The sequence below is a fragment of the Vibrio sp. SCSIO 43155 genome (genome assembly GCF_023716605.1).
Taxonomy (GTDB): domain Bacteria; phylum Pseudomonadota; class Gammaproteobacteria; order Enterobacterales; family Vibrionaceae; genus Vibrio; species Vibrio harveyi.
Window position 1 is genome coordinate 633,624 of record NZ_CP071852.1, and the last position, 16,661, is coordinate 650,284.

General features: G+C 45.4%; 12 protein-coding genes. 8 read left to right on the forward strand and 4 right to left on the reverse strand.

All coding sequences use genetic code 11. The features are described 5' to 3' along the window. Positions 1 to 152 precede the first annotated feature (152 nt). Together J4N44_RS02930 and J4N44_RS02935 are read left to right on the forward strand one after the other, a co-directional pair. Positions 153 to 1,157 (forward strand): GGDEF domain-containing protein, encoded by a 1,005-nt coding sequence (locus tag J4N44_RS02930; protein WP_005447698.1) that lies wholly within the window; start codon positions 153 to 155, stop codon positions 1,155 to 1,157. Between the two features lie 72 nt (positions 1,158 to 1,229). Next, positions 1,230 to 1,454 (forward strand): zinc ribbon domain-containing protein, encoded by a 225-nt coding sequence (locus J4N44_RS02935; protein WP_252044830.1) that lies wholly within the window; start codon positions 1,230 to 1,232, stop codon positions 1,452 to 1,454. Here J4N44_RS02935 and xseA read toward each other — a convergent pair. Then, positions 1,451 to 2,782 carry an exodeoxyribonuclease VII large subunit gene (xseA, locus tag J4N44_RS02940; protein WP_252044831.1) on the reverse strand — a complete coding sequence of 444 codons (1,332 nt, stop codon included), beginning with the start codon at positions 2,780 to 2,782 and terminating at the stop codon, positions 1,451 to 1,453. The genes J4N44_RS02935 and xseA overlap by 4 nt on opposite strands. A gap of 231 nt (positions 2,783 to 3,013) precedes the next feature. On the opposite strand from xseA, the gene guaB reads away from it, so the two are divergent. The 5 genes from guaB (at position 3,014) to J4N44_RS02965 (ending at position 10,517) form a co-directional block, all read left to right on the forward strand. Further along, complete coding sequence (gene guaB / locus J4N44_RS02945; RefSeq protein ID WP_005447694.1) at positions 3,014 to 4,477, forward strand: IMP dehydrogenase; 1,464 nt, start codon at positions 3,014 to 3,016, stop codon at positions 4,475 to 4,477. Between the two features lie 126 nt (positions 4,478 to 4,603). Continuing rightward, complete coding sequence (gene guaA / locus J4N44_RS02950) at positions 4,604 to 6,157, forward strand: glutamine-hydrolyzing GMP synthase (protein WP_005447693.1); 1,554 nt, start codon at positions 4,604 to 4,606, stop codon at positions 6,155 to 6,157. 164 nt (positions 6,158 to 6,321) lie between these two features. Continuing rightward, entirely contained in the window at positions 6,322 to 7,845 is a 1,524-nt protein-coding gene (locus tag J4N44_RS02955; RefSeq protein ID WP_114321969.1) for a Na+/H+ antiporter NhaC family protein, read from the forward strand. 201 nt (positions 7,846 to 8,046) lie between these two features. After that, positions 8,047 to 9,741, forward strand: coding sequence for a chitinase (locus tag J4N44_RS02960; protein ID WP_252044832.1), 1,695 nt, complete (start codon positions 8,047 to 8,049; stop codon positions 9,739 to 9,741). A gap of 182 nt (positions 9,742 to 9,923) precedes the next feature. Further along, complete coding sequence (locus tag J4N44_RS02965; RefSeq protein WP_005447690.1) at positions 9,924 to 10,517, forward strand: acetate uptake transporter; 594 nt, start codon at positions 9,924 to 9,926, stop codon at positions 10,515 to 10,517. Between the two features lie 124 nt (positions 10,518 to 10,641). Here J4N44_RS02965 and J4N44_RS02970 read toward each other — a convergent pair whose 3' ends face one another. Continuing rightward, entirely contained in the window at positions 10,642 to 12,189 is a 1,548-nt protein-coding gene (locus J4N44_RS02970) for an alanine/glycine:cation symporter family protein (RefSeq protein ID WP_005447683.1), read from the reverse strand. A gap of 307 nt (positions 12,190 to 12,496) precedes the next feature. Then, on the reverse strand, positions 12,497 to 13,753 hold the full coding sequence (locus tag J4N44_RS02975) for a D-amino acid dehydrogenase (RefSeq protein ID WP_029789206.1): 1,257 nt from the start codon (positions 13,751 to 13,753) through the stop codon (positions 12,497 to 12,499). 104 nt (positions 13,754 to 13,857) lie between these two features. On the opposite strand from J4N44_RS02975, the gene J4N44_RS02980 reads away from it, so the two are divergent. Next, complete coding sequence (locus J4N44_RS02980) at positions 13,858 to 14,754, forward strand: LysR substrate-binding domain-containing protein (protein ID WP_252044833.1); 897 nt, start codon at positions 13,858 to 13,860, stop codon at positions 14,752 to 14,754. 129 nt (positions 14,755 to 14,883) lie between these two features. On the opposite strand, the gene J4N44_RS02985 is transcribed toward J4N44_RS02980, so the two are convergent. Then, positions 14,884 to 16,533 (reverse strand): mechanosensitive ion channel family protein, encoded by a 1,650-nt coding sequence (locus J4N44_RS02985; RefSeq protein WP_252044834.1) that lies wholly within the window; start codon positions 16,531 to 16,533, stop codon positions 14,884 to 14,886. Positions 16,534 to 16,661: the final 128 nt, after the last annotated feature.

Consider the following 16,661-nt stretch of genomic DNA (forward strand, 5'->3'; position numbering starts at 1 on the left):
GTGATCGCTGATCAAAAGGGTAATATCCGATGATCAGCATGCGATCTTTTATAGTGCCGCGTTCGCATAATGTGAGTTAGTTACCTGTGTCATATTAATAGATTTATTATATTTCAGGTTAATAAACATAATAACGATATGATTACGCCATCATGGATAAAGATAGACTGTTAGATGCTCACCGAGCAGTCAATCGTCTTTTAGGTAAGCTTGCTCTGGGAATGGAACGCGATAGCCTCAACAATGAGGTTATTAAGTTAAGTGAACACCTATTCGGTAAGAGGCAAGCTTCCATACTTCGATTGCACCCCGATACCAATACATTGCACTTGGAATTTGCTCCGCATTTACCTGATTTCTACAACCAAGCTATTGAAGGAGTCCCCATTGGACCAAAGGTCGGGTCTTGTGGTGCTGCTGCATTCTTAAAACAAACTGTGGTTGTTAGCGATATCGATCATCATGTTAACTGGGCACCTTTTCTTAAACTCACTCAACAAGCCCAACTTCATGCGTGCTGGTCAGTGCCGATTATTGCATCGGATGGTCATGTTCTGGGTACATTTGCTATTTACAGTAACGTCCCTTCCAAACCTCACCCTTATGAACTTGAAGTGCTCGAAATGCTAGCTGCCTTGTATGCCGTTGCGCTAGAGAAATACCGTTTAGAAGAACAGCTTCATTTTCATGCCAGTCGAGATCCTCTCACGCACTGCTTTAACCGTCGTGCTTTGTTGTCAGAAGTTGACCGGAAAATAAACGGTAAATGTGGTCGTAATGCCTTAGTCGCCTGTTTCTTCGTTGATATTGATGAGTTTAAGTATATTAATGACCGATTTGGTCATGAGACTGGTGATCAAGTTTTAGTACTAGTAGCTGAACATTTAAAACAAGCTTTTCGCTCTTGCTCGGTGATCGGACGTTACGGTGGTGATGAATTTGTCGGTTTTTGTTGTTTCCCAGATGAGCAGACCTACTTTCACTTTGTTTCTCGTTTAGCGGATGAGCTTAATCAGATTTACCAATTAGAAGAATATCAAGTCAAAGCCAGCATTGGCGCTTCTTGTAGTACAGCTAGTGAGCGTGCAGTGTTGCAGCAGCTTATTCAACAAGCTGATGTTGCTATGTATCAGAACAAGCGTGCTAAGCGAGCGTGATAAAGATCAAGGCGTTAAGCTGGCTTATGATTAGACTGTAAGTCAGTGAATTGAAGTTATTTAGAGGAAGTTATGCAACCAAATATTTGCCCAACTTGCAACGTAGAACTGGAATGGACTGGGCAATATCACTGTAATCAGTGCGACTCATATTATAAGAAGGTAGGGTTTTGCCCAGATTGCGATGCGGAGTTAGAAAAACTACAGGCTTGTGGTGCGGCAAACTATTTCTGCAATAGTTGTAATGAACTCAAATCGAAATCACGTGTTCGATTTGAGTTTCAAAAAGTCAGTTAATTAACCGTTGAGCGAAGCTCACCATCAGATAAGCGGGTGACTAAAACGTCGCCCGTTTTTACATCCTTTGCTTGGGTAACAACCTGACCTTGCTCAGTCTGAGTAATTGAGTAGCCACGTTTTAGTGTTGCCAGTGGGCTTACCGTATCTAGCTTCTCTGCCGCGATTGCCAGTTGGTGACGCATAGTCAGTAACTTGCGATCCATTGCATCCATTAGCTTTTGCTCAACGCGGTCAAGCTTCGACTTCTGCTCAGCCAAATGTTTTACTGGTGAGTTCAGTTGTAGGCGATGATGTTTGCGTTCTACCGCTTGTTGGCGTGTCGTGATGAATCGTTGCATCGCGCGTTGTAGGCGCATGTCCAACTCATCAAGTTGTTGTGTCTGGCGCTGCAATTGATAGCTTGGGTGCTGGCGCTCTAAACGATGCATTAATCGAGCGGATTGCTGTTTCTGTTGTGCCAGGTAGTAACGCATTGCACTGGCTAGCTTATGTTGGCGAGTCACCAAAGCTTGATCTTTGTAGCTGTTATCGCGGCTTACCAATTCAGCCGCCGCTGATGGGGTCGGTGCCCGCATGTCAGCGACAAAGTCAGCAATCGTCACGTCAACCTCATGACCAACTGCACTGATGATAGGAATTTGGCTTGCAGCAATAGTGCGAGCAAGGATTTCGTTGTTAAAGCACCAAAGGTCTTCTAACGAACCGCCACCACGACCAACAATCAATACATCACATTCGTCACGACTGTTTGCACGGCCGATTGCCTGCGCAATTTGAATCGCGGCTTCTTCACCTTGCACCATGGTTGGGTAAACCACCACGGGTAGGGAAGGATCACGACGTTTCAATACGTCTAAGATGTCGTACAGTGCTGCACCGGTTTTTGAGGTGATCACACCAACGCGTTTTGGGTGCTCAGGTAAAGGCTGCTTATTGGTTTGAGCAAACAAACCTTCTGCTGCCAATTTCATCTTAAGTGCTTCGAACTCTTGTTGCAGACGACCATCACCTTCAGGCTGCATGCTCTCAATGATCAATTGATAGTCACCACGAGGCTCGTACAGAGACAGACGTGCTTTAACTAATACTTGATTGCCGTTAGCAGGTTTGAAAGTGACGCGACGATTGTTACCACGGAACATGGCACATTTAACTTGAGCGCGAGAATCTTTAAGAGTGAGGTACCAGTGACCAGAGACGGGAGCTGAAAAGTTGGATATCTCTCCGACAAGCCAGACGATCCCCATTTCGTTTTCGAGCAGCAGACGCACTTCGGCATTGAGACGAGAAACAGTGAAGATGTTTTGATTGGTCTGGGAGAGCACAGCTAATTCCGTAGACGTGAGTATGGAAATTAGCGGCAATATAATACATATCAAGGGGGTAATTGCAAGAAAAAAATTAAAAAATTTGTGGTCAAGCGATTGCGTTAACCGTATAATCCCTCCGCAATATCTAATCCAAATGTAGCCAACAACCTAAAACTGGTTACCCTCATTATGCGAAACGATGAGATTGGATTGTCTTTTTACTCCTCTAATTGTGAGATATTGCAAATGCTAAGAATTGCCAAAGAAGCGCTGACATTCGATGACGTACTACTCGTGCCAGCTCACTCCACCGTTCTCCCAAACACAGCTGATCTTCGCACTCAGTTGACTAAGAACATCACCCTAAACATCCCAATGATTTCAGCGTCTATGGACACTGTTACAGAAGCTCGTCTAGCTATCGCGCTAGCGCAAGAGGGTGGCATTGGCTTTATCCACAAAAACATGTCTATTGAGCAGCAAGCTGCTGAAGTTCGTAAAGTTAAGAAGTTTGAAGCTGGTGTCGTTTCTGATCCAGTAACTGTTAGCCCTGAAGCGACTATCGCTGACGTGGTTGCACTGACTGAAAAACACGGCTTCGCTGGTTTCCCTGTAATCACAGAGAACAACGAGCTTGTAGGCATTATCACTGGTCGTGATGTGCGCTTTGTTACTGACCTTTCTAAGAAAGTGTCTTCAGTAATGACAGCAAAAGAAAACCTTGCAGCAGTAAAAGAAGGTGCAACACGTGAAGAAGTGCAAGAGAAGATGCACGAAGCACGCGTTGAGAAAGTATTGGTTGTGAACGATGAGTTCCAACTAACCGGTATGATCACTGCGAAAGACTTCCACAAAGCAGAACGTAAACCAAACGCATGTAAAGATGAGCGCGGTCGTCTACGTGTTGGCGCAGCCGTTGGTGCTGGCGCTGGTAACGAAGAGCGTGTTGCTGCTCTAGTTGAAGCGGGCGTTGACGTTCTACTTATCGACTCTTCACACGGTCACTCTGAAGGTGTACTAAACCGTATCCGCGAAACTCGCGCAGCTTACCCAGATCTAGACATCATCGGCGGTAACGTTGCGACAGGTGCTGGTGCTAAAGCACTTATCGAAGCGGGCGTTAGCGCTGTGAAAGTGGGTATCGGTCCTGGTTCAATCTGTACTACTCGTATCGTAACGGGCGTTGGTGTTCCTCAAGTAACAGCAATCGCAGACGCAGCAGAAGTGGCTAACTCATTCGGTATCCCAGTTATCGCTGACGGCGGTATCCGTTTCTCTGGTGACATCTGTAAAGCAATCGTAGCTGGCGCATCATGTGTGATGGTTGGTTCAATGTTCGCAGGTACAGAAGAAGCACCGGGTGAAGTGATTCTTTACAACGGTCGTTCTTACAAGTCTTACCGTGGTATGGGCTCTCTTGGTGCGATGTCTCAAGGTTCATCTGACCGTTACTTCCAGTCTGACAATGCAGCAGACAAGCTAGTACCAGAAGGTATCGAAGGTCGTATCGCATACAAAGGTCGTCTAAAAGAAATCGTACACCAACAAATGGGCGGTCTACGTTCAAGCATGGGTCTTACTGGCTCTGCAACGATTGAAGATATGCGTACTAAAGCTGAATTTGTTCGTATCTCAGGTGCGGGCATGGCTGAATCACACGTACACGACGTTCAAATCACTAAGGAAGCTCCAAACTACCGTCGCGGTTAATTTTTACTGTTGTAAAAATAAAACCTATACACTCGACGTAAACGTTTGCTTTTTTCCTTGAAGCATTAATAAGAGGCGAGTACACTCGCCTCCGTTTTAATAACCTAGCTTATAAGACTGCTCAAAATGACTAAAAATATTCATGACCAACGTATTCTGATCTTGGACTTCGGTTCTCAGTACACTCAGCTAGTAGCGCGCCGTGTACGTGAAATCGGTGTTTACTGTGAACTGTGGAGCTGGGACGTTGAAGAAGCGGATATTCGTGAATTCAATCCAGACGGTATTATCCTCTCTGGTGGTCCAGAAAGCGTAACGGAAGATAACTCTCCACGCGCTCCTCAATATGTATTTGACTCTGGTGTGCCAGTATTAGGTGTATGTTACGGCATGCAAACTATGGCTGAGCAGCTAGGTGGTAAAGTAGCGGGTTCTACAGAACGTGAATTTGGCTACGCACAAGTTAAAGTTTCTGGTGAATCTGCACTATTTAAAGATCTTGAGCTAACTCAAGACGTGTGGATGAGCCACGGTGACAAAGTAGTAGAAATTCCTGCTGACTTCGTGAAAGTTGGTGAGACAGACACATGTCCGTACGCTGCGATGGCGAACGAAGAGAAGAAGTACTACGGCGTTCAGTTCCACCCAGAAGTAACGCACACGAAAGGCGGTCTACAAATGCTAGAGAACTTTGTTCTTGGCGTATGTGGCTGTGAGCGTCTATGGACTTCTGAATCTATCATCGAAGACGCGGTTGCTCGTATTAAAGAGCAAGTGGGTGACGACGAAGTTATCCTAGGTCTATCTGGTGGTGTTGATTCATCGGTAGTAGCGATGCTAGTTCACCGTGCAATCGGCGACAAGCTAACGTGTGTATTCGTTGATAACGGTCTTCTTCGTCTAAACGAAGGTCAACAAGTAATGGATATGTTCGGCGACCAATTTGGTTTGAACATCATCAAAGTTGACGCTGAAGAACGTTTCCTAAAAGCACTTGAAGGCAAATCGGATCCAGAAGAGAAGCGTAAGACAATCGGTCACGTATTCGTAGACGTATTTGATGAAGAGTCTAAGAAGCTGAAAAACGCGAAATGGCTAGCTCAAGGTACGATTTACCCAGACGTTATCGAATCTGCTGCATCTAAGACTGGTAAAGCGCACGTGATCAAATCACATCACAACGTGGGCGGTCTTCCAGATGACATGGAAATGGGTCTTGTTGAACCACTACGTGAGCTGTTTAAAGATGAAGTTCGTAAGATCGGTCTAGAGCTTGGTCTTCCGTACAACATGCTTTACCGCCACCCATTCCCGGGTCCTGGTCTAGGTGTTCGTGTTCTTGGTGAAATCAAGAAAGAGTACTGTGACTTGCTACGTCGTGCAGACGCTATCTTCATTGAAGAGCTACACGCTGCAGACCTATACAACAAAGTATCTCAAGCGTTCACGGTATTCTTACCAGTTCGCTCTGTAGGTGTAATGGGCGATGGTCGTAAGTACGATTGGGTTGTATCTCTACGTGCGGTAGAAACTATCGACTTTATGACTGCACATTGGGCACACCTACCATACGACTTCCTAGGTAAGGTTTCTAACCGTATCATCAACGAAGTTGACGGTATTTCTCGCGTGGTTTACGACATTTCTGGTAAGCCACCAGCGACAATCGAATGGGAATAATTTCCTGTTAGATATACCAAATTAAAAACCAGCCTTCGGGCTGGTTTTTTTATGCCTGAAAAGTGTGAACGCAGGTCTCAACTTTTTTATTAGAAAATATATACATGCGATATTGTTGAATGTATATTCATTTTTGGTGTTTAGATATTAAAGTTGGTATTGCTATGGAACAGGCAGATGTTACCTCCCTCATCCCCATCATTATTACGTTAGTCCTTGCGCTAACTACAAGAAACGTTGTTGTAGGTCTTTTTGCCGGTGTTGTTAGCGGTGTGGCTATGTTAGAAGGCACATTCGTTGACAAAGGTCCGCTCGATTCGTTTAGCGCACTGATGAAAAGTTACCTGTTGCCGCAACTGACTGACAGTTACAATGCGGGCGTCATCCTTCTTTTGGTTTTCATTGGTGGTTTTGTTGCCTTGATGGAGAAATCTGGCGGTGGCGTGGCGTTCGCTAAAAAGGTCACTCAGTGGGTTGCAAGCAAATGCCAAGCACAGCTTTCTGCTTGGTTTGGCGGCGTTGTTATTTTCTTTTCAGACCTTGGTACACCGTTAATTGTTGGTCCTGTCTTTCGTCCTCTTTTTGATAAACTGAAAGTCTCTCGCCAGAAGCTAGCCTTTATCATCGATTCAACTTCATCCCCAGTGGCGATCCTCATCCCTTTCATCGGTTGGGGCGTTTATATCATGAGCCTGATTCAAAAAGAGTTTGCTGCACTGGATGTAGGTATCAGTGATTGGGATGCTTTTATTGGCGCGATCCCTTACCAGTTTTATGCCTTTTTAGCGATCGCGATTGTTCCGATTGTCTCTTTCTTCAAGCTGGATTTTGGACCAATGGCGAAAGCCGAACAGCTTGCAGAGCAGGGTTCTGATTTTGGAAAAGTGCAAGATTCATTAAATGTGTTTGAGCATAAAAATGCAAAAACAAGTTTTGTTTGGGCACCGCTGCTCGTCATGCTAGTTGTGCTTTGCTCGATTCTAGTGCCTCACGGTTTTCCATTTCAGAAAGTCGCAGGCTCGACCTTCCGTGCTGCATTGTCGTCGGCTTATTTCTTTGCTGCAATTACCCTAATTAGTTTGATGGCGTTTTATGGAGTGAGAAAGCTCTCTGATGGCATTCAGGTTTACCTAAAAGGGATGTCGAACATGATGTCCGTTGCGGTGATTTTGGTTCTTGCTTGGTCATTGAGTTCGGTTGGCAAGGAGCTTGGCGCAGCGGCGTACATTGCAGAACAAGCGCAGGCTGGTTTCCCTTATTGGTTATTGCCAGCGGTGGCATTTTTGTTAGCTGGTATTATTTCGTTCGCAACAGGATCGTCGTGGGGGACATTCGCTATTATGATGCCGTTGGTTATCCCAACTGCAGTTGCGATTGATGCACCATTGTTGGTGTGTATTGGTGCGGTTCTGTCTGGCGGTCTATTTGGTGATCACTGTTCGCCAATTTCTGAAACCACCATCTTGTCTTCGACTGGTGCTGGTTGCGAGCAGTACGAACACTTTAGAACTCAATTACCTTATGCGGTGCTTAATGGTGCCATTGCCCTAGCAAGTTTTCTTGTCGCTGGGGTAATGGCTTCGCCTGTGATTGTACTGGTGGCGGTTGTGGTTCAGTTTGCTGTCTATTTATTGCTTTCTAAACAGAAATCTTCGCAGGCTTTAGAGTCGATAACAGCCAACCAATAACCAAGAATAAAAACGGGGGAAGGTTCTCCCGTTTTGTTTTGAGTCAAGGTAACAGTTTTTGTGATACCCGCTGTGTAACAGTATTTATTTATAAACTTTGCGTCGCAGAATGAATGGGCTTTACTCGGCGTTTTTTCTACATGATCCACTATGTGTCTAGTTATTCCTTGTATATTGTATTGATAAATACGGAGATTAGACATGTTTGCACTCAAACATCTGCCTCTTGCATTAAGCTGTGTGCTCGCGGCACAAGCTCATGCCAGTATGAATATCCAACCTGATCCTCAAAACCCGAATGGCTACGTGATCGCTCGTGGTGACATTCAAGCGGTTGAGCAAAGCAAAACATCTGACCCAATGTATGCCATCTGGGCACAGGCGTTAGAGACTCGTCCGAACAACGTTGTAGAAGCTATCGTACCGGGCGCAGCAGGTAACCCAGAAAACGTTAAACGTGTTGAACGTGTATTCCCCGAAAGTGAGTGGGACTTCCTAACGCAAATGGCTGCGCCTGAATACACTTATACTCGTTTCTTACGTGCGATAGGTAAGTTCCCTGCATTCTGTGGTGAGTACACCGATGGTCGAGACTCTGACGCAATCTGTAAGAAATCCATCGTGACAGCATTTGCGCATTTTGCTCAAGAAACTGGTGGTCACATTGCGGTTGATAACGTATCAGACAACCCACTTGCATTAGAAGAGTGGCAGCAGGCACTCGTGCATGTACGTGAAATGGGATGGTCTGAAGGTCAAGAGGGTTACACCACAGGCTGTGGTCAGAACGATTGGCAAAATAAGCGCTGGCCATGCGAACCTGGTCAAGGGTATTTTGGGCGTGGTGCCAAACAGCTTTCTTACCACTTTAACTATGGCGCATTCTCTGAAGTAATGTTTGATGGCGATGCATCGGTGCTGCTGAAGAATCCGGGTTTAGTCGCTGACTCTTGGTTGAACTTGGCTTCTGCAATTTGGTTCTTCTTAACCCCTCAAGCGCCAAAACCAGCGATGTTACACGTAATTGATCGTACATGGGTGCCATCGCAACGTGAGATCGATGCGGGCATTGGTTACGGTTTTGGTACCACTATCAACGTCATCAATGGCGGTATTGAATGTGGCGAGCAAAACAAAGACAAAGGTCAGCCTGTTAACCGTATTCGTTACTGGGAAGGTTTAGCAGCGCATTATCAAATTCCTATCGAAGCTGATGAAACCAATACTTGTTGGCAACAAATGCCGTACGGTAGCTTAAACCTTAACGGTGCGACTGATGTGCTTTACACCAACTGGGATGGTAACTGGAAGTACTACTCAGATCGCCCTGGGGGTCATTCATTTGAGTGTGAATTGGTTGGCTTCCAAACCGCATATTCGGCTCTGGTAGCAGGAGATTACGAGAAATGTGTTACCAACTTCTACCAATCTCACGCGGGTTGGCCTGAAGTACGCATTGTCGACAAACTAGACCCAGTCGATCCGGTTGACCCACCTGTAGGTGGTGTTGCTGCATGGGATGCTGGCAAGGTTTATAACACAGGCGACCAAGTCTCTTACAAGGGGGCGGTATATGAAGCTAAGTGGTGGTCACAAGGCAATGAGCCGACCAAAGGTGACCCTTGGAAGCTCGTTTCGGGCACGCCAACCGAGCCACCAACGACTGAACCTCCTGTGACAGAGCCACCAGTAACTGAGCCTCCAGTAACCGAACCACCGGTGACGGAGCCTCCTGTTTCAGGGGACTTTATCGCATGGGAACCAGGTGTCACTCAAGTAGCCAATGGTGACAAAGTGACTTATCAAGGTAAGTGTTTTATTGCGAAAAACGGTCCGGGTGTATGGGAAACGCCAACCCAGAGTAACTGGTTCTGGGATGAGATCTCTTGCCAGTGATTGAACAATAAATAGTCTAAGTATCTATAAAGACTCTGCTTTTTAGTAGGGTCTTTTTTTATTCATTTGATTGCCTATTTGTGCAATCTAAGTTTCCAATAACGTCTTTTCTCTTTTGTTTTTTAGTCCATTAAAATTCGCGCGCAATTTTTATCAACATTTTTGAAAACAGGTACGCTTACATGTCTACTAAACTGGCTAACCCAGCGCCGCTAGGCCTAATGGGTTTCGGTATGACCACGATTCTGCTTAATATCCACAACGCAGGATTCTTCCCAATTGACTCAATGATCCTAGCAATGGGTATCTTCTACGGTGGTCTTAGCCAAGTTCTTGTTGGCATGATGTGCTTCAAACGTGGTGATACTTTCGGTACGACTGCATTTACGTCTTACGGTCTGTTCTGGCTAACACTGGTTGGTCTAATCGTAATGCCTTACATGGGTCTTCCTGCAAGCCCAGCACACTTTATGGGTTGGTACCTACTACTATGGGGCATCTTCACTGGCTTCATGTTTATTGGTTCTCTATGCTACCCAGTAGCGAAGCAAGTCGTATTTGGTTCTCTTACTATCCTGTTCTTCCTACTAGCTGCACGTGACTTTACTGGTAGTGAGCTGATCGGCACTATCGCAGGCTTTGAAGGTATCTTCTGTGGTGCAAGCGCAATCTACTTCGCAATGGCTCAAGTACTAAACAACGAGTACGGTCGCACGGTTCTTCCAATCGGCGAAAAGCAAAAGCCTCAAGTTGCAACGCAAGAAATCGCAGCATAATCGCTTCGAATTGAATGCAAAAGAAAAGGGTTAGCCACGGCTAACCCTTTTTTAATGTCCTTTTCGGACCACTGCTTTTTCTTATATACCCGCCAACCTGTTGGGGGAGGAGGTTAATGAGGCATTAGGTAGATGGTTGTTCTACGGTTTCTGCCGTGTCACTATCCGCTGTAGGCGCCTTGCCTGTTTTACGTTTGTACTTTTCTTCCCAGTAGTCAGCACCTTTGATACCAAGCGCAACAGGGTTGAATGTGTACTCTGTAACCCCACGTTTTTGCTGCTCTTCATAATCAGCTAGAGCTTTTAGTGCTGGCTTAGACATGAAGAAGATGATCAGAATGCCGACAATATTTAGCCATGCCATTAGACCTACGCCTACATCACCCATTGCCCACGCAAGGTTAGCTGTTTTAACCGTACCGTAGAATACCGCTGAGATCAGAATGACCTTCAAGATAAACATCAGACCGTTTACTTTTACTGTGCGACGGATGTAAGCGATGTTGGTTTCTGCGATGTAGTAGTACGCCAAAATCGTTGTAAAGGCGAAGAAAAACAGAGCAATCGCGATGAATGGTTTACCCACACCCGGAAGGGCACTTTCAATCGCCATTTGCGTAAATACAGGACCATTTGCACCGATATCTGCTGGAAGGTTCTGTACTAAGAACGCACCTTCGACTGCACCGTGTACGTTGTACGCACCCGTGATAAGAATCATAAATGCGGTTGCTGAACACACTAGCAGTGTATCGATGTAGATAGAGAACGATTGAACCAGACCTTGCTGTGCTGGGTGATCAACACTTGCTGCTGCTGCAGCGTGAGGACCAGTACCTTGACCTGCTTCGTTAGAGTAAACACCACGTTTTACACCCCAACCAATCGCAGCACCAATACCCGCCATCGGTGTGAATGCATCACCAATGATCATGCCAACAATACGTGGAATTTCACCGATGTTAAGTAGGATGATAACGAATGCTGTGATGATGTACGCCAGAGCCATGAACGGAACTACGATTTGAGTGAAGTTCGCGATTCGTTTCACACCACCAAAGATAATGAAAGCAAGAATGACACAGACAACCGTACCAGTGAAAATTTTAGCGAAACTGAAGGTACCAATAGCGGTTTCAATCATGTCACCTGAGCCAAATGCTGCTTCTACTGCGTTACCAATACTGTTCGATTGAACGCCAGGAAGTAGAACACCACATGCAAAGATGGTTGCGATAGCGAAGATCCAAGCGTACCACTTTTGACCCATTGCTTTTTCGATGTAATAAGCTGGACCACCGCGGAATTCGCCTTCGTCTTCTTCTTTATAAATCTGTGCGAGTGTTGATTCTGCGTATGCGGTTGCTGCGCCAAAGAAGGCGACAACCCACATCCAGAAAACAGCACCTGGACCACCGAAACCGATAGCGGCTGCAACACCTGCAATGTTACCTGTACCTACACGGCCAGATAGTGAAACGGCCAAAGCCTGAAATGATGAAATCCCCTTGGTTGAACTCTTACCAGAAAGTAGCAAGCGCCACATTTCAAAGAAGTGACGAATCTGCACAAAGCGCGTCATGATCGAGTAGAACAAACCAGCGCCAAGGCACAAATAAATCAGTACCGGACTCCAGATAATTCCATTCAGAAAATCAACTAATGACTGCATGAGTATTTTCCCTGTTTGTTATGGTTGTGGTTGTTTTTCGTACAACACATTACCCTTTTTTGTAATGTAATTGTTAACCTTTTTGACTAAAAATCCTTTGTAGCGTGATGATGAACACAGAATGGTTAAATATTGTTAAAAATTGGTTCTTGTTATGTTTGTGTGTGGTTTTTATTGGAAATGACAATGAATTGATTGAATATGCAGCACATTGTCATGAAAATGTGCTGCGAGATATGGAAGTCATATCTTCTGAATGCTATTCAACATGTGGAGTAATGTTCTATTTGAAATGGTTTGCAGGTGTTTAGGCGTAACGGCTTAGGCTCAATTCTGAGTGATTTGTTACTTTGCTTTCTGCACCGATCATAATGTCGGCAAGGAGTTGTCCTGACCCACAAGCCATGGTCCAACCTAGCGTTCCATGTCCGGTATTCGTGAATAAATTGTCGTAAGGGGTCGCACCAATGATGGGTGTACCATCGGGCGTCATGGGGCGAAAGCCTGTCCAAAATTCGGCTTGAGTGAAATCGGCACTTTGCGGAAATAAATCTCGAATCACCATTTCAATCGTATTCTTGCGCTTTTGCGGTAATGAAGGATCAAAGCCCGCAAGTTCAGCGGTCCCTGCGACCCGGATGCGATCGTCAAAGCGTGTCATTGCCACTTTATAGGTCTCATCCATGACGGTAGATCGCGGTGCAAATTGTTCACATTCAATCGGAACCGTCAGTGAATACCCTTTGACGGGATAGATCGGAATATCGATCTCAAGCTGCTTGAGTAACGCCGTTGAGTAACTGCCCGAAGCAAGTACAAACTGGTCTGCTTTAAATAAACCACGATCCGTTTGGACACCCATGACCTTTTTGCCTACGGTAACCCAATTGCTTACCTCTGTATTGAATTCAAACCTGACACCATAAGCTTTCGCCAGCTTAGTTAACTGCTGACAAAACTGGAAACAATCTCCGGTTTCATCATCGGGTAGGTACAACCCACCGACCAGTTTTTCTTTTACTAACGCTAACCCTGGTTCTTGTTTGATGCAGTGCTCGACGTTCATTAGCTGAAAACGTGTACCGCTTTGTTCTAACAACTTAAGGTCTTTTTCTATGGCGTCTAACTGCTGTTGAGATCGAAATACTTGTAACGTTCCGAGTTGGCGACCTTGGTATTCAATCGCATGATCACGTCTTAGCTGCTCTAAACAAGTGCGGCTGTGATTGGCGATGGATAGCATTCGTGCTTTGTTGATCTGATAGCGAGATAAGGTGCAATTAGACACCATTTTCGTAGCCCAGCGGATAAGCTCTGGGCTGAGAGACGGTTTTATTTTGAGTGGGGCATGCTCTTCGGTTAGCCATCTCACGGCTTTGAGTGGAATGCCTGGGGCTGCCCATGGTGAGGAGTAGCCGTAAGAGATTTGTCCTGCATTGGCGAAGCTGGTTTCCATCGCACTGCTTGGTTGGCGATCGATCACGGTGACCTGATAACCTGCTTGAGCTAGATACCAAGCTGAGGTCAAACCGATAACACCACTACCTAATACGATGACTTCCATTGATGTGCTCCACACATTTTCGATGTGCGCAGTTTGTCTTCTTTACCTTTTGTTAACAATCGATATAAATTACATCCAGCGTTTAGAAAAACTATAGGCTCAGGATGAAAAGTAGTGTCGTAAGTGGATTGTGGTTATTTAGCCAAGTAGCGGAACACAACAGTTTTACTAGTGCAGCAAAGGTATTGCACTTGACGACAGGCGCAATTAGCCAGCAAATTATCCAATTGGAAGAGCAACTAGGCTTTACTTTGTTTGAACGCCATTCGCGAGGAATTAGGCTGACACCTAAAGGTTTGCAGTTATCTCAGACTTCGCAATTTCACTTCTCTGAACTTAGGAAAGCACTTGAAGAGCTACAGATTGAAAAGCCCCACAATGAAATTCGCCTCAAACTGACACCTTCTTTTGCATTTAAATGGCTGGTTCCTAAGCTTGAAAGCTTCCACCTAAATAACCCCGACCTGCAAGTACAGATTTTTGCAGAGGGAGCGCTTGTGAATAGTGAGCTCAAGGATTACGACGTTGCAATTGACTATGGTCCGCACCCGTATCGAGACAAAAACGCGAAGCGGATTCTTGATGAGCAACTTCTTCCAGTGATGAGTGTCAAATACCTTGAGGATCATGGGTGGCTAAAAACACCTAAAACGACACCAGAGCAATGGCGAGATGCGACGTTATTGCACGATGCTATGCCATGGGATAAAGCGCCGCGTGACTATGAGTGGCTCTATTGGGCATCAAGTATGGGACTGGATTTTAAAACGGATTCTGGGCATTTCTTTAATCGAACGGATATGGCGATGTCCGCAGCTGAAGCCGGCGTTGGTATTGCGATGGCACGTATGGCACTGGTGGAGGATGAACTTAAAAATGGTCGTTTGGTTTCACCATTTGAACCCGTTGATGCCAACGCAGGGTACTACTTGATCATTAACACGAAAAGCGAACCAACCGAACGATTTAAAAAGTGGCTTTTACAACAAGTCCGGTTGTAACTACCGAGAGTTATGTTTGGTTCATGTGTTTAAGAAGCCACAATGAGTGAACACAGAAGATTAACAATGCGGAGTTATAACCTCAGATAAACCGCCTCTTACGAGGCGGTTTTTTTATGCATTTAAGCTTTATGCGTTTTGAGGTACGGCTTGAACCGGCGTGGGTGCCGTGGTCAGTTGTACAGAATCTGCTGTGAGATACGTGGTAGTGGAAGGGAAAGCAAATTGAGCTCCTTCTGCCGTAATGATCTTATCAATCAGCATCAGAAGTTCTTGTTGCAGCTTAAGGAAGGTTTCCCTATTTGTGGTGTTTAAATGAGCGAGAACCTCAATATCCAGACTGTACGCATTGAAGGCACTAAAGTGAACTCGAAGGGGAGAATCTAAAACATCTGGATGTTCTTGGAGTAATGCCGTGATTTTCTCTGTAATGAGCTGTAATTGCGCCATGCTCGTCTCATAGCGCAACCCGATAGTCGCTTTGAAAGGATAACGGTCACGGCGGCTATAGTTGATGATCTCTCGCTTGATAAGGTCACCATTAGCAATCGTGATTTGCGTTCTGTCTTTTGCTCTGATGCGTGTTGAGCGCACTCCTATTTGTTCTATGACTCCTGACTGGCTGCCAATTTGGCAGTAATCTCCAACTGACAAGGATTTATCTAAGAACAAGATAACCCCACCGATTAAGTTCTCCATAGTTGGACGGATAGCGAGCGCGATTGCCATCCCCCCTAAACTCAACCCCGTCACGATGCCGTAAACGGGAACGCCCAAGCGATTCAAACCATAACCAAGGCAAGCAATAGCGGCCATCGAACCCAGCAAAGTACCGATAATTTGTGTCAGGCTTTGGCGCAGTGTGGTGTTAGTGCGTTGTTTACTCATTAGTAGGCGACACGTTTTGTAAATCAACAGATAAGCGACTTGGCTGAGCAATAGCCAACAAATGAGCTCTATGACGATATTGAGTGTCGACATTAGTACGCCAGTTAAATTGAGTTGGTAGTCTGCGAGATAAAGAAAACCGCTTAGTGTGAGTACGGCAAGTATCGCTTTTGAAATTGGCGACTGGATATGGTTGTAGAGTAAAGCAAGCACAGAGATGGTCGCAGAAAGAGACAACGCCAGCCCTAACCATTGCCAGATTGCTTGGTCGCCATATTCCAGCATAAATACGCTAGGTAATGCTTCTACGAGGTGAAACCATGTTGGCGGAATAAGTCTTCCCGCGCTTAGCGAATAATATTGATAGTAATCTAAGCTAGCTCCGGAATGAGAGGGTAAGTGTTTAACCAGCAAATAATCACTGTACAAGCCGTGCACGGTTTGCTCGGAAAAACGATACTGACCATCAGGTTGCTTGATCAACTCTAACCCCGTATCTGGAATTTGCCAGCGGGTTAGGGTGTTGCTATCGGGAATGAGAGATAAGTCTGTAGGTGGAGCTCGGTCGAGTATTTCCTTCATCAACATGACAGATTCAATAGCGACTCGAGTTTGGCTAGATTCTGGGACTTTAGACAGATCGAAGGCTTGCGTTGCTTTATCGAACAACGCGTAAATACGTTGTCGGTTTTGCTCTGTATTTTGAGCTGGATCTTCAATGATTTCGGTTAGTTGCTGATTGGCTTGTGACACCAAAGTATCAAAGCTTGTGAGTGCTTTTCGAGGGCTAGAGAGATCGGGAGGTGCGAGGGGGAAAGTCTCATTTGCCTGAGTGAAGAAAGCGAAAAGCACTAAACACCCAACGATCATCCATGATGTGATTGTTTTCATAACATTATCCTAGCCTTATGATTATTGGATAAGTTTAGTCAATGATTTTCATATGCGGAAAAAGCTAACGTTGTTATTCCTCTCTTTTGGACCATCTGAACAGAAATAATCCACTCCCCTGTGACTTG

Excerpts from the sequence above, each read along its gene's own strand:
- J4N44_RS02930 (WP_005447698.1), top strand. The coding sequence starts at position 153 with ATGGATAAAGATAGACTGTTAGATGCTCACCGAGCAGTCAATCGTCTT.
- J4N44_RS02935 (WP_252044830.1), top strand. The coding sequence starts at position 1,230 with ATGCAACCAAATATTTGCCCAACTTGCAACGTAGAACTGGAATGGACT.
- guaB (WP_005447694.1), top strand. The coding sequence starts at position 3,014 with ATGCTAAGAATTGCCAAAGAAGCGCTGACATTCGATGACGTACTACTC.
- guaA (WP_005447693.1), top strand. The coding sequence starts at position 4,604 with ATGACTAAAAATATTCATGACCAACGTATTCTGATCTTGGACTTCGGT.
- J4N44_RS02955 (WP_114321969.1), top strand. The coding sequence starts at position 6,322 with ATGGAACAGGCAGATGTTACCTCCCTCATCCCCATCATTATTACGTTA.
- J4N44_RS02960 (WP_252044832.1), top strand. The coding sequence starts at position 8,047 with ATGTTTGCACTCAAACATCTGCCTCTTGCATTAAGCTGTGTGCTCGCG.
- J4N44_RS02965 (WP_005447690.1), top strand. The coding sequence starts at position 9,924 with ATGTCTACTAAACTGGCTAACCCAGCGCCGCTAGGCCTAATGGGTTTC.
- J4N44_RS02970 (WP_005447683.1), bottom strand. The coding sequence starts at position 12,189 with ATGCAGTCATTAGTTGATTTTCTGAATGGAATTATCTGGAGTCCGGTA.
- J4N44_RS02975 (WP_029789206.1), bottom strand. The coding sequence starts at position 13,753 with ATGGAAGTCATCGTATTAGGTAGTGGTGTTATCGGTTTGACCTCAGCT.
- J4N44_RS02980 (WP_252044833.1), top strand. The coding sequence starts at position 13,858 with ATGAAAAGTAGTGTCGTAAGTGGATTGTGGTTATTTAGCCAAGTAGCG.
- J4N44_RS02985 (WP_252044834.1), bottom strand. The coding sequence starts at position 16,533 with ATGAAAACAATCACATCATGGATGATCGTTGGGTGTTTAGTGCTTTTC.